Origin of the sequence: Leptospira kmetyi serovar Malaysia str. Bejo-Iso9 (assembly GCF_000243735.2) — a bacterium.
GTDB classification, from domain to species: domain Bacteria; phylum Spirochaetota; class Leptospiria; order Leptospirales; family Leptospiraceae; genus Leptospira; species Leptospira kmetyi.
The window spans coordinates 3518911-3535514 of the sequence record NZ_AHMP02000003.1; the positions used below are offsets into that span (position 1 = coordinate 3518911).

13 protein-coding genes are annotated in these 16604 nt (G+C 45.3%); 6 read left to right on the plus strand and 7 right to left on the minus strand.

Annotation, left to right across the window (positions count from 1 at the left end; translation table 11 throughout):
- The first annotated feature begins 1 nt into the window (after nt 1).
- Together LEP1GSC052_RS19010 and LEP1GSC052_RS19015 are read left to right on the plus strand one after the other, a co-directional pair.
- The gene (locus LEP1GSC052_RS19010) at nt 2-763 is read left to right on the plus strand and encodes a HesA/MoeB/ThiF family protein (protein WP_020986674.1); all 762 of its coding nucleotides are present in this window, start codon (nt 2-4) and stop codon (nt 761-763) included.
- Nucleotides 760-1089 (plus strand): helix-hairpin-helix domain-containing protein, encoded by a 330-nt coding sequence (locus LEP1GSC052_RS19015; RefSeq protein WP_040913207.1) that lies wholly within the window; start codon nt 760-762, stop codon nt 1087-1089. Before LEP1GSC052_RS19010 ends, LEP1GSC052_RS19015 begins: the two co-directional genes overlap by 4 nt.
- Here the strand turns inward: LEP1GSC052_RS19015 and LEP1GSC052_RS19020 are convergent.
- The 3 genes from LEP1GSC052_RS19020 to LEP1GSC052_RS19030 form a co-directional block, all read right to left on the minus strand.
- On the minus strand, nt 1071-2432 hold the full coding sequence (locus tag LEP1GSC052_RS19020; protein WP_020985635.1) for an LA_0442/LA_0875 N-terminal domain-containing protein: 1362 nt from the start codon (nt 2430-2432) through the stop codon (nt 1071-1073). The genes LEP1GSC052_RS19015 and LEP1GSC052_RS19020 overlap by 19 nt on opposite strands.
- A gap of 212 nt (nt 2433-2644) precedes the next feature.
- Complete coding sequence (lpxK, locus tag LEP1GSC052_RS19025) at nt 2645-3676, minus strand: tetraacyldisaccharide 4'-kinase (protein WP_010572673.1); 1032 nt, start codon at nt 3674-3676, stop codon at nt 2645-2647.
- A 23-nt stretch (nt 3677-3699) separates the two neighbouring features.
- Nucleotides 3700-5589: an ABC transporter ATP-binding protein gene (locus LEP1GSC052_RS19030; protein WP_010572672.1), complete on the minus strand. Its 1890-nt coding sequence runs from the start codon at nt 5587-5589 to the stop codon at nt 3700-3702.
- On the opposite strand from LEP1GSC052_RS19030, the gene LEP1GSC052_RS19035 reads away from it, so the two are divergent.
- Complete coding sequence (locus tag LEP1GSC052_RS19035) at nt 5588-7147, plus strand: ABC transporter substrate-binding protein (RefSeq protein WP_051185421.1); 1560 nt, start codon at nt 5588-5590, stop codon at nt 7145-7147. The two genes, LEP1GSC052_RS19030 and LEP1GSC052_RS19035, sit on opposite strands and share 2 nt — an antisense overlap.
- Here LEP1GSC052_RS19035 and LEP1GSC052_RS19040 read toward each other — a convergent pair.
- The gene (locus LEP1GSC052_RS19040) at nt 7125-9563 is read right to left on the minus strand and encodes a transglycosylase domain-containing protein (RefSeq protein WP_020985567.1); all 2439 of its coding nucleotides are present in this window, start codon (nt 9561-9563) and stop codon (nt 7125-7127) included. The genes LEP1GSC052_RS19035 and LEP1GSC052_RS19040 overlap by 23 nt on opposite strands.
- A gap of 112 nt (nt 9564-9675) precedes the next feature.
- On the minus strand, nt 9676-11532 hold the full coding sequence (locus LEP1GSC052_RS19045) for an OmpA family protein (RefSeq protein WP_040913208.1): 1857 nt from the start codon (nt 11530-11532) through the stop codon (nt 9676-9678).
- A 110-nt stretch (nt 11533-11642) separates the two neighbouring features.
- On the opposite strand from LEP1GSC052_RS19045, the gene LEP1GSC052_RS19050 reads away from it, so the two are divergent.
- On the plus strand, nt 11643-13277 hold the full coding sequence (locus tag LEP1GSC052_RS19050) for an ABC-F family ATPase (RefSeq protein WP_010572669.1): 1635 nt from the start codon (nt 11643-11645) through the stop codon (nt 13275-13277).
- A 94-nt stretch (nt 13278-13371) separates the two neighbouring features.
- On the opposite strand, the gene rdgB is transcribed toward LEP1GSC052_RS19050, so the two are convergent.
- A complete protein-coding gene (rdgB, locus tag LEP1GSC052_RS19055; RefSeq protein WP_040913725.1) occupies nt 13372-13962 on the minus strand; it encodes an RdgB/HAM1 family non-canonical purine NTP pyrophosphatase in 591 nt (196 codons plus the stop codon).
- A gap of 8 nt (nt 13963-13970) precedes the next feature.
- Nucleotides 13971-14309, minus strand: coding sequence for an STAS domain-containing protein (locus LEP1GSC052_RS19060; RefSeq protein ID WP_010572667.1), 339 nt, complete (start codon nt 14307-14309; stop codon nt 13971-13973).
- Between the two features lie 272 nt (nt 14310-14581).
- Between LEP1GSC052_RS19060 and LEP1GSC052_RS19070 the strand changes: the two genes are divergently transcribed.
- Nucleotides 14582-15691, plus strand: coding sequence for a catalase family protein (locus tag LEP1GSC052_RS19070; protein WP_020986842.1), 1110 nt, complete (start codon nt 14582-14584; stop codon nt 15689-15691).
- Nucleotides 15692-15718: 27 nt separating this feature from the next.
- Nucleotides 15719-16597 carry a hypothetical protein gene (locus LEP1GSC052_RS19075; protein ID WP_010572664.1) on the plus strand — a complete coding sequence of 293 codons (879 nt, stop codon included), beginning with the start codon at nt 15719-15721 and terminating at the stop codon, nt 16595-16597.
- The last annotated feature ends 7 nt before the right edge of the window (nt 16598-16604 follow it).

A 16604-nucleotide genomic window follows, 5' to 3' on the forward strand; every position in this document is an offset into this window, starting at 1 on the left:
CTTGTTGACCCCTCCGGAAATCAGCCGGTATTCCCGGAACATTCTTCTGGATGAAGTAAAACGCAAGGGTCAGGAAACTCTTAAGTCCTCTCGCATCACCGTGATCGGAGCGGGGGGATTGGGTTCTCCGGTTCTTTATTATCTCGCCGCCGCCGGTGTCGGAAAGATTCGAGTCGTGGACTCGGATATCGTGGACACGACCAATCTTCAAAGACAGATTCTTTTCAAACATTCCGAGATCGGTTCTTCCAAATCGGAATCCGCAAAACATAGAATCGAAGAATTAAATCCTTACATAGAAATCGAATCCGTTCCCGTTCGTTTCAGCGCTGATAACGCGGAGAATCTTTTGAAGGACAGCGATCTCGTTTTGGAAGGTTCGGATAATTTCGAAACCAAGTTTCTCGTAAACGACGTATGTTGTTCTTTGAAAATTCCGTTTCTCATCGCGGGCATTCTCCGTTTCGACGGAATGGTTTTGGGAGTTCGTCCCGGAATCGATCCTTGTTATAGGTGTATCTACGAAACACTTCCGCCCGCGAACGCGATCCCGAGTTGTTCCGAGGCCGGAGTGATCGGAAGTATGGCGGGAATCATAGGAAGCATTCAAGCCACCGAGGCGGTAAAGTTTCTATTGGGATTGGTCCGGGAGGAATCGAAAGGAGTTTTCGGTTCCATTCTCCAGTTGGAAGCGAAATCCATGGAATTCCATAAGGTTTCTCTAATGCGTCGTTCCGACTGTAAAAGTTGCGCACATATATGAGTAAAAAAGAATATTCTAAACCGTTACAGGGATACGCGGATCAGTCCGATATTCTCAAGGAATTTCGAACCCTTCCCGGAGTGGGAAAGTCGATCGCGATGGATTATTGGAATCTGGGTTTCCGAAGTTTGGACGAGATCGGAAAAGCCGATCCGGAAGATTTATACGTACGTTGTTGCCAACAACACGGCGGTTACGTGGATCGTTGTATGCTTTACGTTTTCCGTTGTGTTCATTACGCTCTGAACGTCAAAAAACCGGATTCGGAAAAACTAAAGTGGTGGAACTGGAAGGATTCCGAAAAACCTCAAAAGTCGAAACGATAATTCGCACCGACTTGAAAATACGTAAGAATCGTTTTCGAATCGTGTAAGATCGGAATTAGAATTCTCGGTCCGAAAATTTTAAGACCGATCTGCTCCGTATTACCCTCGTTATCAGAAATATAACCGGTTTGAAGCGTGTTCTTCAAATTCATGTTGCTCGTTTCCGCGAATAAACTCAGGTTGTTGTAAACCTTCGCGGAAAGTCTGAGATTGACCTCGGTTCCCTTGGAGCTCCACCAATAATCCAAACCGGTCGCGTTGAGTTGGACAACTCCTATGGAATTGTCGGTCTTGTATTCGTAGTTTTTGGAAGAGGACGGAGTCGTTCCGCTGATTTTCAGGATTTGTCCTTGCAGGGAAAATCTCTCCAAAAACTTAAATTCGAAACCGATTCCGAAACTTCCGCCTCGGAACGTGCTCGTATATTCGCGAAAGCTAATGCGATTCGGATTCATTCCGGTCGTGGTGATTCCGCCCAAACTGTCCACTTCCTCGCTGGTTCTCGTCCAGATTCTTTCCACTCCGCCCACGACTTGAAGATCCAAAACGGGATGCGGATACGGAGTAAAACCGACCCTCGAAGAAACTTTTTGAAACTTAGTGTGCGCGTCTCCCATAAGAATATTTACGGCTCGATCTCCTCCCGAAGAACCGCCCGAACCGCCGCTACTTCCATAGGATAAGGTTTGAAAACCGCTCGGATCTATGGTTCCTTTCGCTTCCGTTCCTCTCAGCTCGAACGTAAAACGGTTCCAAGCGTATTTGATCCGGGTCGTAGAACTGCTGTTAGACGATTTATAGGGATTGGTGAGAATTTCCGCCTGACCGGAGCTGCTGAATAAAAGTCCCGCGTATTGAATGGTTTGATAAAAAGGTCGTAACTCGGTTTGTTCTTTTCCGCTTCCGACTCCGAACGAGGCTTCCAAATAATGCCGTTTCGAATTGACGAGTTCCTGTTCGCGTTTCTTGGCTTTCTCTTCCTTGGCTTTGAGTTTTTCCTCGTCGACTTTTCTTTTTTCCGATTCCGCCTTTTGTTTTTCAGCGAGTTCGGCTTCTTCTTTTTTCTTTTTGTCGGCTTCCTCTTTTTCGATCTTCTGAGCTTCTTCCTTTTTGGAAGTGGGTTCCGCGATTTTTGCGAAGGAAATCTTTTTGATCTGGGATTTTTTATAAACCTTGATGGTTCCGTCCGCAAGTTTGAAGGAAACCGTTTCCTTGTCTTGGCCGACTATGTTTCCGTCCAATTTTTCTCCGGATTTTAAAAGAATGGTTTCGCTTCGAAGAGAAGAAACGGAAAAGACACAAACACAAAGGACGAAAATGAAGTATGAAATAATTTTTTTCATAAGGCTCTTTATCGGAAAGACGTTATCGGGAATGTTAACACAGGGTTTAAATACTGCAATTCGATTTAGATTTCCGAAGATTAAATTCGATGGAAAAGAATTTCTTTTTCCCACTTGAGGAAGGCAGATTTTTTGAAATCAAAACGAAACGGAAACCGAAAAAGTAAGATTACAAGTGTAATAAAAAACCCGAAACGAAAATCGAAAGGTTGTTATACGATTCTTTCTTTGAGAAAGGAAACGAGTTTTTCTTCCTTATCGAGTTTGTTTTCCAAAAGAAGAATTTTCAGATTCTCCGGAGGTTTTGAAATTTTGACGAGATCCTTTTCGGTGCAAACGAGATAGTCGTAGTTCTTGGAAATCGTATCCAAAGCGTTTTCGTCTTCCATCGTATAAGAATGGTGATCGCGAAACGCTCTGGTTTCCAACTCGAAGGGTTGGAATTTGCGGATCATCGAAAAGAAAACTTCCGGGTTTCCGATTCCGGTAAACGCGTAGATTCTTTTACCGTATAGAATTTTGGGAGAATCCAACTGCAGGTCCGGCGATAAAAGTTTATCCGGCTCCGAAGTAAAACGAAGAATTCCTTTCGGAAATTTCTTTTGTATGTTCTGTACGGTTCTTTCCACGGAAGGTTCGTATTTGGAAAACACGATCCAATCGGCTCTACTCAAAGAGGAAACGGGTTCTCTCAGATTTCCGGCGGGGATCAGAAATCGTTCCTTATGAATTTTACTCGAATCCAATAATACGACATCGATATCCCGTTCCAATCTGTGATGTTGAAACCCGTCGTCCAAGATCACGATTGTGTTTTCTTTTAGGTCCGATTCTTTTTTAAACCGAAGATAGGACGCGAGTCTGTCCCGTCCGATCCAAACTTCGGCGAACGGAAGATGTTTTTTTAAAAGAAGAGGTTCGTCTCCGGCCTCTCTCGGACTCGATTGTTGCGTTACCCTATGTCCGTTTTTGGAACCCGCGGCTCCGTAACCTCTGGACAATAATACGATTTTCTTTTCGGGAAATTCCTTATGGATGAGTTTTGCGAGATGGATCGAAAAGGGAGTTTTGCCCGTTCCTCCCATGGAAAGATTTCCCACGCTGATCACGAACGCTTCGGGAAGTTTTTGTTTTTGTGTAAACTTCTGATCGAGGATAAAAATTCCTCGGTATACGAACGACAACGCGTAGAGAATCGGAAACAAAACGACGTGCAGAAGTGAAAGCGGGGTGAAGGATTTCATTAGAAAATTAGAATATTTTAAAATTAAACGATTTCGGAGGATTCCACGAATTGGATGTCGTAGAGTTTTTTATATTTTCCGTCGAGCTGGATCAATTCGTTGTGAGTTCCGGATTCCACGATTCTCCCGTCTTCCATGGCAAAAATCCGATTCGCGATTTGGACGGTGGAAAGACGGTGCGCGATGATGATTACGGTTCTGTTTTTATAAAGCGATTCGAGCGCTTGTTGCACGAGTCTTTCCGATTCCGTGTCGAGCGCGGAAGTCGCTTCGTCCAAAATGAGAATTTCCGGATCGAGAAGAAGAGCGCGTGCGATCGCGATTCTTTGTCTTTGACCGCCGGAAAGCATCACACCCCGTTCTCCCACGATCGTATCGAAACCTTCCTCGAACGAAAGAATGAATTCCATCGCAAAAGCCTGTTCGCACGCGGCGTAGAGTTGTTCGTCGGTTACGCTCTGATTTCCGTAGCAGATATTTTCGCGGATCGTTCCGTTGAATAAGAACACTTGTTGAGCGACGATTCCGATTCTTTTTCTGAGGTTGCTCAGATCCATTTCTCGTAGGTCGATCTCGTCGATGAGAATTTGTCCTTCCTGCGGATCGATCAAACGAGGAACAAGATCGACTAACGTGGATTTTCCGGCGCCAGACGCTCCCACCAACGCGACGGTTTCTCCTTTCGGAATTTCCAGATTGATTTCCTGAATCGCGGGATTTTTCGTTCCGGGATACGTGAAGGTTACGTTTTTAAAACGGATTCCTTTCTCCATTCTTTTTAAGAACTTGGGATTTGCAGGATTTTGAATGTCCGTTTCCTGATCCAGAAGTTCGAAAACCCGATCCCCCGCCGAGATCGCGCTTTGGATCGAATTGGAAAGCATGCTCATCTGTTTAAAAGGTCGCATTAAAAAGATCAGCGTTAAAAAGAAGGCCATAAACATCCCGCGGGAGAACGTTCCGTCTTCCATCAGATACGCGCCGAAACTCAGGAAGATCACCGCGACGATCGAGCTGAACAATTCCGTTAAAGAAGGCCCGACCTGATGATAAAAATGTCCCTTGAAGGTTTTATCCGAAAGATCCTGGTTGAATTCCCAGAAGCGGTTGGCTTCGGTCTTCTCCATCGAAAACGCTCGGATGACTCGGATTCCCGAAATCACTTCCTGAAGATGTCCGTTTAACGAGGAAAGACGTTCCTGTTGATTTCGTGTCGCTCTGCGGATCTTATCCGCAAACGCGGAAACCGGTCCCATCACGATCGGAACGATGATAAAAACCGCGAGAAACATCTTCCAACTTAAATACAAAAGAAGAAGTAAGTGCGTGACGATGTAGAAAAAATCCGTGATCGCGTCCTTCAAATCGGAACTGATCAGTTTGCCGAGAACTTCGACGTCGTTGATGATTCTACTCATCAGAATTCCGGTTTTTTCCTGAACGAAATGATTGAGAGGAAGAGTTTGCGCCTTCGCATATAGCTCCGCCCTTAGATCGCGGATCGCAAGATAGCCCGCCGAGTTGATGCAGTAAACGGCCGCGGCGAGAAAGATCAGTTTTAAAAGATAAACCGGAAAAACGATAAAACAAAAAAGTAAAACGAGTTCGTCATGACTCATCGTCTTCAAGGAAGAATTGAGTTGCACCTTCCACTCGGCGAGTTGAAGTTCGATGGATTCGACGCTTGTAAAGGAATCCTTTTCTTCCTGACGTTGAAGAAGAGCCTTGTCTTTTTTGGTGAGAGAAATTTCGAAATTCGTTTTTTCTCCCGTACCGAGAGAATCGAAGATGGGAATCAGGGAAGTAAGAGAGGCTCCGTTTAAAACAGAAACGAGAAAGGACAATACGATCCCCGAAATCAATCTGTATTTGTACTTGAAGGAATACTTTAGGAGCCGTTTATAGATGTTCATTGACAGGTTTAGTCTTTTGAATACTTCTCTACCCTTTTTTGCAGGAATCCTTGTTTTGTCCCTTCTTTTTTCCGGTTGTAATTCTCGGGAAGAAGATCCCGAAGAATTGATTCTATCCATACCTTCGGATCCGATCAGTTTGGATCCGATCTTTTCCACGGATTTGTCTTCGCGTACGCTCGGAAAATTCTTATATCCGTTTTTGTTTCAAAAAACTCCCGAAGGAAAACCGGCGTATCAACTCGTGGAATCGTTTGCGTTATCGGGCAAGGGCGAGGTTCGTTCCCTCAAACTCAAACTGAGATCGCATCTTCTGACCGACGGGGAAGAATTAAAATCGGAACAGGTTCGCGATTCTTTACAAAGACTGATTGAAACGCCCGGTCCGAGAAGAAACCAATATTCGTTTATCAAGGAAGTCAACGTTCTCGCTGAAAAGGAAATCGAACTAAAAATTTCCGGCGGACTCAGACAGGCCGTGGACGCACTTTCCATGCCGCCTGCGGGAATCGTATGTTGTAAAACGAACGAAGCCGAAACGCTCGAAGCGGAGTCCTTTGAAACATTAGAAAAGAATAATGCTATTCCGATTCCAAAGGCCGGCAAATACGTTCTCAAAGAATGGAAAAAGAACAATTACATCCTTCTCGAAAAAAATCCGAACGCGGCCGAAGATCTTCCTAAAAAAATCCGATTGAGGGTTTTGGCTTCGGCTTCCACCGGAGTATTTCTTTTTTCCAAGGGGAAAATGGACCTCATGCGTCTTCCCAATTTTCTATTAAAAAATCCTCATATTCAAAAAGAGAATCTTCGTTTTCGAAAAGGCGCGGGCGTTCAATACGTCGCGATCCAGGCAAAGGAACCCTGTTTCGACAATCACTTTAGAAAAGCGTTGAATACCGCGGTCGATCCGAAACTCGTGATCGATAAGTTGTTGGAAGGAAACGCCGATTCCACGTTCGGATCGGTTCCGCCGGAAACGATCGGACAATCCAAGATTCAGGAAGTGGTCGCGGGAAATCCGGAAATTCTTCTGATACAAACCCGTTCTCTGGAAAGGGCGAAGGAATATCTCAAAAAATCGTCCTGTTATCCGAAAATTCTCGAGCGAGAAATCGATTTTAGAATGCGAGGAGACGAAGAGAACAGCGCGAACGGATTGGCCTTGGCCGGTTTTTTAAAACAACTCGGATTGAAGGTGAAAATCAGTCCGATGGAAAAGGCGATTCTTTATAAGGAGAATTCCGAAGGCAAAGGAGATCTAACGTTGCTTTTTTGGTACGCCGATCTTCCCGGAGCATGGAATTTTATCGACCCGTTGTTTTCGGGAAAGGATAAGGGCAACGGAGGGAACCGAGCACATTACGAAAACAAGGAACTCGAAATTCTTTTTTCCAAAGCGAGAAGTTCCGATTCCTTAAATCTGGAATCGGAAACGACAAAGGCGACGCAGATTCTTCTCAAGGAATATCCTTGGATTTTTCTTTGGTCGCCGTATGAGGCTTTTCTAATATCGGAAAAGGCGAAACATTATCCTAGTTTGGCGGATTATCTGTAGACTCGGGAAGTTCCAATTCCACCGAATCTCCGTCGCCTTCCTCCGCTTGCGGAAGAATCGTTCTTTCGCTCGTGGACGTTCCCGGCTCTTGTAAAGAATTTTCCTGCGCGGTCGCAGAGGTCGCACCGGAAGGAGCGGGCGGTTGTTCTCCGATATAATAATACTGACCGTACAACGGATACGTGCAAGGTACGGAAGAATGGAGCAACAAGCCCGTGTCTCCGCAAACGTCCACTTTCACAAAATCGCCGTTAAACGGTTTGATGAGAGTTTCGGGAAATCCTATGTTTCTTGCGACGTAACTCGCATAACGAAACCAAATGTTTCCGCTGATCGCAGAACCCGAACCTTCAAAGGGAGCGCCCACGTCGTTTCCGATCCACACTGTGGTCACCAAATCCGGATTCACTCCCGCAAACCAAGCGTCTCTCACTCCTTTACGAGATCCCCATTTTTTACGCGCTTCTTTCGGAGATTGAACGGTTCCCGTTTTGCCTCCCATCGGAAACGAATCTTCCGATTTGAGTTTGAGCTTCATCGTTCCCTGTTCGCTTAACACCGCTTCGAGAAGATTGATCGTTTCCGCACAAGCGACGGGATCGAGGATTTGAACTGCTTCATTCGGATCCTTGAGGGGAGCGGAGAACATTTCGCTTCCTTCGAAGTCCGTGATTCTTAGGATTTGAACGGGGCTTACTTTTTTTCCGCCGTTTGCGATCGTCGCGTAGATCAAAGCGAGTTCCATCGGAGACAATTCTCCCGACCCGAGCGCGAGAGAAAGATTGGGTTGGAATCTTTTTTCAAGGGTCGCCTTGTCGATGTCGAGGATCATCGAAACTTTTTCCAAAAAGTCGTTCACTCCGAATTCGTTTAACAATTTTACGGCGATCGTGTTGATCGATTGGGCGAACGCGATTCTTGCGGTGACTTCCCCTTTGTAACCTCTATACCAGTTCTTAGGGGAATAACCTCTGATATTGATTTCCTCGTCCACGACCTTGGAAGAAGGAGTGATGATTCGATTCTCGAAAGCGATCGCGTAAACGAGCGCCTTGATCGTGGAACCCGGTTGTCTGAGCGCGGACACGGCGCGGTTGAGTCTGAATATATTAGAAATCTTGTAACTACCGACCATCGCCTCGATATAACCGTTGTTCGGGTTGATCGAGATCAAGGAACCGTTCATGTTGTCTATGATGGATTGTTGGATTCTCGCCTCTTCGGAGTCGCCTTTTTTCAGGTAATTTGCTTTAACATCCCCGAGTTTTTTACGAACCGATTCGATTCCTTCCCGAAGCGATTTTTCGGCCGCGTCTTGTTTGTCGTAATCGAGAGTCGTGTAAACGTTCATCCCTCTCGTTTCGATGTCGATTTCGGAAAACGTATCGAGGATATGCTGACGGATTCCGTAATTAAAATCCGGCGCGAGGTTCACGGTAAAATCCTTATCAAAACCGTATCTCGCGATATCGGAAGAATAGAATTCTTTTTCTCCGTCCTTCGTGACCGCGACCTTGTAAAAAGAACGGAATGATTTCACACCTGCATCCAACTTCTTCGCAAAATTTTTACTGATGCTCGAAGGGTTCGGATGAAGATTTTGATTCTCGGACATAGGAGTTAATACGAGCCTTTGTCTTTTGAGCGCGGTTTTTAAACTGCGGACCGGATTGTAATTGGAAGGAGCGGGAATGATTCCAACGAGCATCGCGGCTTCTTCCGGAGTCAGTTCCGCCGCGGCCTTGTTGAAGTAGTAACGACTCGCTTCTTCCACGCCCGTGTTTCCTTCGCCCAAAAAGATACGATTGAGATACATGGAAAGAATGGTGTTCTTATCGAACTGGCTTTCGAGATAAAACGTACAGTAGAATTCCGTAATCTTATTGAATATGTTTCTCGCGCCGAGATCGAGAGTCAGCTTTGCGAGCTGTTGTGTGATCGTGGAACCGCCTTGTTTTTGAAACGTTGTGAGGTTGATGAGAATCGCGCGGAGCAGCGCCGTGTAATTGATTCCGTGGTGATTGTAAAATTCGCGGTCCTCGGAGGAAAGAAGGGCCCACACGATGTTTCCGTGTTCCGCGAGATTGTCCGTGCGGATCGGTTTGAATTTTCTTCTCGAGAATTCTCCGATTAATTTTCCGTTTCGATCAAGGATTCGGATCGGACGGATCTGACTGACTTCGTAATAATTCGTGACCTCGTTTTTGAACTTGTCGAGATTGGAAACGACTTCGTCCTTTTTCGTCAGCCAAACGACGTAAGAACCTCCGATCAAAAAAGACGAAACCGAAATTCCGGCAATGATCGAATAACGGAGAATTTGTCTCCAATGCGCTTTGGAAAAGAGGAATATTTTGAAAAGACTTTCTTTGATCGAAATGAAAGCGGAGAATTTTTTTTCGTTACCGGATGCCATCGTTTCCTCTTATCTGCTCGGAGCTCAGAGAAAGACAATAGAAACCGCCTGAACTTTGTAAAGTATTAGAAATCTTTTCGGATATAATTCCGATCGGAATCTTCTCTGCGAATCATTTCTTCTTGAGAATGGTAAAGTTTACCCTTCTGTTTTTTCTACGGCCTTCGTCCGAATCGTTTTTCGAAAGGGGAACCGAATCGCCGAAACCTTTGGTCTGAATTCTTTCCTTGGGAATCGAATGTTTTTTGGAAAGATATTCCGCGACCGCGGTCGCGCGTTTTTCGGAAAGAATCAGGTTGTCTTTTTTCTTTCCGACGTTGTCGGTATGACCTTCGATCTGAATTTCGATCTCTGGGTTTTCCTTTACGATTTCGGCGAGACGATCGAGTTCCGGAGCGGATTCGGGAGCGATCTCGAAACTTTTGGATTCGAAGAATAAATTATTGATTTGGATCGTTCCTCGCTCCCGGATCGGAGGAAGTTGTAAAACCACTTCGACCTTTTCCGAAAATTTCTTTTTGGAACTGAGGTTCAGGTTTTGAGAAACGGGAAGATAACCTTTCTTCTGCGCGTAAAAACCGTAGTTCTCTCCGAAGGGAAGAACGATCGAAAAGTTTCCGGTGGAAGGATCGCTTTTGGCGCTTCCGATCTTTTCGTGAGACTTTAGGGATTCGTAATGTATATCCGCGGACAAAGGATTTCCGTCCGTGTCCAAAACCTTGCCGTCGATCAGGACTACCTTTTCGGGGCGCATTTCTTTCGGAAGATACGCCATAAACAACTGGCCTTCCTTGCTGATATAAGCCCAGTCGCTGTTTGCGGGAATCGAAAAGAAGTTCACGCCTTTTAGGTTTTCGGAAACTTCCACGGGTTTGGTCCACTGATCCCAACCGTCGCCGATTCTTCTCGTCATATAGATCGAAAGACCTTTGTGACCGTCGCTCGAAAAGTAAAGGGTTCTATCGTCGCTTGCGAGAAACGGAGCCATCTCTTCGTGATCGGTGTTGATAACCTCGCCTAAGTTCGTACCAAGAGGAAACGTTCCGTCGCTTAACATTTTGGTCGCGTAAAGATCGAGCTTTCCCTTCGAGTCTTTGTGTTGGGAGGAATAGATCAAGATTCTTCCCGAAGAGGAAAGAGTGGAACCGCCGAAAACTTCCTGACTGGAATCGTTCTTCTTTCTGTAGAGATTATAAAAATCAGGAAACTTTAATATACTCGGTTTCGACCAGGAATCCTTTTCCTTAAAACTTTTATAAAGAGGAACTCTTCTCGTGATCTGTCTCGATCTTTCGTCGTATTCGACTCTGAGTTCTTCGATTTTTTTTCTGTATTCGTTCGAGTTCTTGGAGGAACGCGCGGCCAATTCTCCCTTGCTTTCGAAGTCCTTGGAAAGTTCTTCCAAGAGTTCTCGTTCGCCGAACGTGCCGAAGACGAAGAGTTCGTTTCCGCCCGGAAGCGCGGAGATCACCGCCGAAGGCATCTCGTTGTTTAAGGGCGCACTCATTTCTTTTCCGTCTTCCCAAAAACCTTTCTCGTCCAGTTTGGAAAACCAGATCTTCTGCGTTCCGGATTTGCCTCGTTTGATGTAAGCGGTCCAGAAAAGATATTTCCCATCGGGAGAAGCGTTGGGATTGAACGCGAATATATTATGATTTACGTAATCGGGAATTTTTTTGATCGTCCAGGGTTTGATTTCCTTCGAATCGAGAAACGGAAAAATTTCGTAACGAATCGGATTGCAAGTGGAACCCTTCATGTTGCAGAGAATTCTCACGGTCTTATCGTTGAGTTTGGAAAGTTCGGAAGTGATTTCGTTGGATTCGATCGGGACGTATGCGTTTTCGGTCGCGAGTAATTTTCCGAACTGGAGAATCTTACCGATCAATAATTTATCCTCGGCTTGAAGGCCGGTCAAAAACGGAAAACTCAGGATCAACGGAAGAATGGATCGAAGTTTAGAACGCATACGATATAAACTTCGGAAGAATTTCAAAAGTCCTTAATTCTCCTTTTTCTTGGCAAAAAACCCCTTCTTGAAAATCATGGTCATGATTCTCCCCTGGCAGGTATTCTCAAATGATCAGCACTTCCGGATTAACCCTAAATTTTGGTAAAAAAATTCTTTTTGAGAACGTTTCGGTTAAGTTTAAGGAGAATTGCAGATACGGTTTGATCGGTGCAAACGGTTCCGGTAAGTCCACGTTTATGAAAATTCTCGCGGGATTGGAACAGGCCGCGAACGGCGCGGTTTCCATCGACGCAGGATTGAAGCTCGGTTATTTAAAACAGGATCATTACGAATACGAAAACGAAACGGTGCTCAATACCGTTATCATGGGGAATCCCGAACTCTGGGAAGTTTCCCAAGAACGGGATGCGATTTACGCGAAACCCGAAATGTCCGACGAGGACGGAATGCGCGTTTCCGAACTTGAAGAGAAATACGGAGAACTCGGAGGTTACGAAGCCGAAAGTACCGCGGGTGAACTTCTCGAAGGATTGGGAATTCCCACAACGAGTCATACGCAGACTCTTGCATTCTTAACCGGAGGTTTTAAACTCCGCGTTCTTTTGGCTCAGGTTCTATTCCAAAAACCTGATATTCTTCTTTTGGACGAACCTACCAACCACTTGGATATCAAGACGATTCACTGGCTCGAAGAATTCTTAACGAATTACCGCGGTGTCGTCATCGTGATTTCGCACGACCGTCACTTTATCAATTCGATCGCGACTCATATCGCGGATTTGGATTATCAATCCTTGACCATTTATCCGGGTAACTACGACGACTTTATGGAAGCGTCCACGATGGCCCGCGAACGTCTGTTAGACGAGAACAAACGTAAGAAAGAGAAGATTGCCGAACTTCAAGACTTCGTAAACCGATTCAGCGCGAACGCGAGTAAGTCCAAACAGGCGACTTCCAGACAAAAACAAATCGAGAAGATCAAACTCGACGACGTGAAACCTTCCTCCAGGGTTTCTCCTTATATCCGTTTTAAAATGAAGAAGCCTCTCGGTAAGGACGTAATTCTTGCGGATAACGTTTCGAAATCTTACGATCGTGCTATCTTTAAGGATTTTACGATCAATATCACCAAAGGGGAGAAGATCGCGATCATCGGAACCAACGGAGTCGGAAAGACGACCTTGTTGAAAACGCTGATGAAACAGATCGAGCCCGATACGGGAAAGGTTTCGATGGGGGATTCGGTAACCGCCTCGATCTTTCCTCAGGATCACCGCGAAGGTATATTAGAAGATGCTGATACGATTGTGGAATGGCTTTATCGATACGCCGACCCCGGAACGGAGATGGAAGAGATCCGCGCGATTTTGGGAAGAATGTTGTTCAGCGGCGATATGGCCAAAAAACCGACGAGCGTTCTTTCCGGGGGAGAAAAATCCAGAATCATCATCGGAAGAATGATCATGACCGGGGACAATCTTCTCGCACTCGACGAACCTACGAACCACTTAGACTTGGAAACGATCGAAGCCTTGAACTACGCCTTGTCCATCTTTGAAGGAACGGTAATTTTCGTTTCTCACGACCGCGAGTTCGTATCTTCTTTGGCGACTCGAGTGATCGAGGTTTCGACAGAAGGAATCCGGGATTTCAAAGGTTCTTACGAGGACTTCTTGGAAAGAGAAGGTGCGGAATTCTACAAACGTTTATCCGGCGGGCCCGTTTTGACGGAATCTTGACGATCGCCCTCATTCGTGAAAAGAGCGTCGTTGAACGAACGCGCTCCGCGCCCGAATCCGAGTTTATTCGATTAACGTAAAATTCTAATATAGTTTAGGATTTCGTTTTTAAGAATTCTAAGAGCCCGTCGAGGGCTCTTTTTCTATGAGAAACGGAATTCTTTTCCGCTTCGGGAATCTGTGAAAACGGTTTTTGAAAAGAAGGATAAATAAAAACGGGATCATAACCGAAACCGTATATTCCGATTGAATCATATTCTTCCGAAAGAATCCCCTCGCACTTTCCTTCAAATGTCCGTTCGGTCGTTTCGTCCACATAGGCGATGACGCAAGCGTAATAGGCTTTACGATCCGTGTTCCCTTTGATTTTTTCTAAAAGCAAACGGGCGCGGCCTTCGTCGTTCAATCCTTCTCCGCCGAATCTTGCGGAATAAACGCCCGGATCTCCTCCGAGTGCGGAAACACAAATTCCGGAATCGTCCGCGATGGAAGGAAGTTTCGTCAAACGGAACAATTCTTTCGCCTTCAAAAGGGCGTTTTCCGCGAACGTGGTTCCCGTTTCCTCTACGTCGAAAGAAACGTTCAGTTCCTTCGGCGTAAGGACCTTCACCCCGAGCTCCATGAGAATGGAGCCGACTTCTTTTACTTTATGGGAGTTGTTTGTAGCGAGAGCGAGTTGCTTCAAGAAAGGGGTCAACGATTCAGTTTGAATTCGTCGAAAGCGTCTTCGATATTGGGAACCACTTTGAAAACCTTGTCCAACATGGTGATTTCGAAAAGTTGGAGAAGATCCTCGTCGTTCACCACGATGATGATATCGCCTTCCGCACTTTTGAATTTCTTTTTATAAGAAACAATGATACCTAACGCAGTGGAACAGATATGATTTACTTCCGTAAGATCGATGATGATCTTAGGGCTAGGATCGAAATTGTGTTCACTTAGGTTTCGATCCAATTCTTCGCTGTCCGATTGAAGAATCGATCCTGCAATTTTGATGATATGAATATCGTCTTGTACGGTTATTTCCATGGGCGTCCCGATACTTCTGTGGCTTTTTGAATTTGGTTTTTCAACAAAAAAACGAAGCCGGAATGGGATTTTTGACGTGTTTTTTGATGTTTCAGACTTTTTCTATGTCGCTTGAAGGAAGAATCACCAAAGAATCCCCGCAACGAGCCTCGAAGCGCTTTCATCTTAGCAAAGTAAGGCGCCGAATTACCATTCTCCAAAAATAAAAGAGAAGAATTTTTCGAAATTTATGATTCTATCCTTGAAACTTTGGAACTGGCGGTGCTTGAAGAATGGGAAAAAAAATCGGATATATAACGCTTGGAATTTTTATTTTAATCGGTTTGTCGTATTGGGCGGGGCAAGGACCGAGGGTCGCGATCCCGAAGGACGTAAAACCGGGTGCGGAATTCGTTTTTCCGGGAGAGGAACAAACCACTCAGGAAACTCTTGCGCTTTTGATTTCTTCTCTTAAGGAAAAATATCCGAAAGGAAACGAGGCGAAAAGGGACGCGCATCCGTTCGCACACGGTTGTGTTAAGGCGAGTTTTACGGTGTTGCCTTCCGTTCCCGAAGATCTTAAATTTGGAATATTCAATTCTCCTAAAACATATTCTTCTTGGATCCGTTTTTCAAACGGCTCCATCACGAAAAAGCCGGACGTCGAAGGCGACATTCGGGGAATGGGAATCAAGTTGTTGGGAGTGGACGGTCCTAAGTTGGCGGCGGACGAAAAACGCACACAGGATTTTTTACTCATCAATCACCCGGTTCTTCCCGCGGGCGCTCCCGAAGAATATCTTTCTTTGTTTAAAGCCGCATTCGCTAAAAAACCCATGTCTTATTTTTTCGGAGGAATGCCCTGGAATTGGAAGTTGACCGCGCTGAAAGAATCGATTTCCATCCGAAGAAAAAAAATTCCGGACGTTTTGGAAATCCGTTATTGGAGTACGACTCCGTATCGTTTAGGCAACGATTCCACGGCGGTTAAATATTCTGCGAGACCTTGCGAAACAAAGGATCTTAAAGTCCCCGAAAATCCTGCGGAGAATTATCTGCGTCAAACCATGGTTTCTCATCTTAAGGAGAAGGCGGCTTGTTTCGAATTTATGATTCAAAAACAAGGAAATCCGATTTCCATGCCCGTCGAAGATCCGGCGGTACATTGGAACGAAAACGATTCTCCGTTTGTTCCGGTCGCAAAGATCGAAATCCCGACGCAGGAATTCGCCACCGCGGAACAGGATCGTTTCTGTGAAAATCTTTCTTTGAATCCTTGGCATTCCTTGGAGGAACATCGTCCTCTCGGCGGAATCAATCGTGTTAGAAAACTTGCATACGAATCGATCGCAAAATACAGACACGAACAGAACGGCGTCAAACACGTAGAACCTTCGGAGTGATTTATAAGTTTTCTTTGGAGGAACGAAATGAATCGTGCTATTTTTAATTCTTCTTTCGGCGATCGAAACGTTTCGCTTTGGAAACGTCTTCGATTCGCGTCGATGTCGATATTCTTTCTTTTCGTATTAACGAGCCCTTCGTTTTCTCAAACGAAAGGAGGTTATTACGCGTTGGTTTATTCCAAAAGCGGAGTGATCGGTTCGATCGAGTTCAACGGAATGACGATCGTTCCCGAATCGAACAAGGAGGACGTGACCGGTCAGATCGATTTGAACGTTTGGATTCGTCCCGGCGTAAACAAGATCAAGGTGAAAGGAATCCGCAAAAGAAAAGAGGACGAGTTCGCTCCTAGAATAAAAGCGATTCTTTATCTCGCGCAGAAGGGGCAGTTCCCGGACGAGGGACAAAGGATCGCCGGGTTTGAATGGCAGGAAGGCGAGGGCAAACCGATTCTTCCTTTGGATGAGGAAGTCAGCTTTACTCCGACCGAAGTTCCTCCTTCGGAACTCTGGAAGATCGCCGAAGATATCGAGTTGAATTCCGAGGATAAGGAAAAGATTCAAAAGTTGATTTCGGATCTATACGACGCTTTTCGGAAAAAGGACGAGAAAAAACTTTTTGACTTAATGGAATTCAGGGCCAAAGAACTCGCAAAAGCAAGATACGAATCCCAGGAAGAATATACTGAAGATTTGAAAAAAGGAATTCAGGCGATCTCAAAATCGATCGGCGGTCAATTGGATAAACTCGATCTTAAGAATCTTCAATATCAGGTGATCGCGGATAAGAAGGTGGTTTTCGTGACTACGAAGTCCGGTAACAGTCCGATCGAAAACAAAAAGAAAGGATATTCCGCTCCGATTCATCTTTCCAAAATTAAGGGAGAATGGATCATTTCGCGTTAAAAAATCG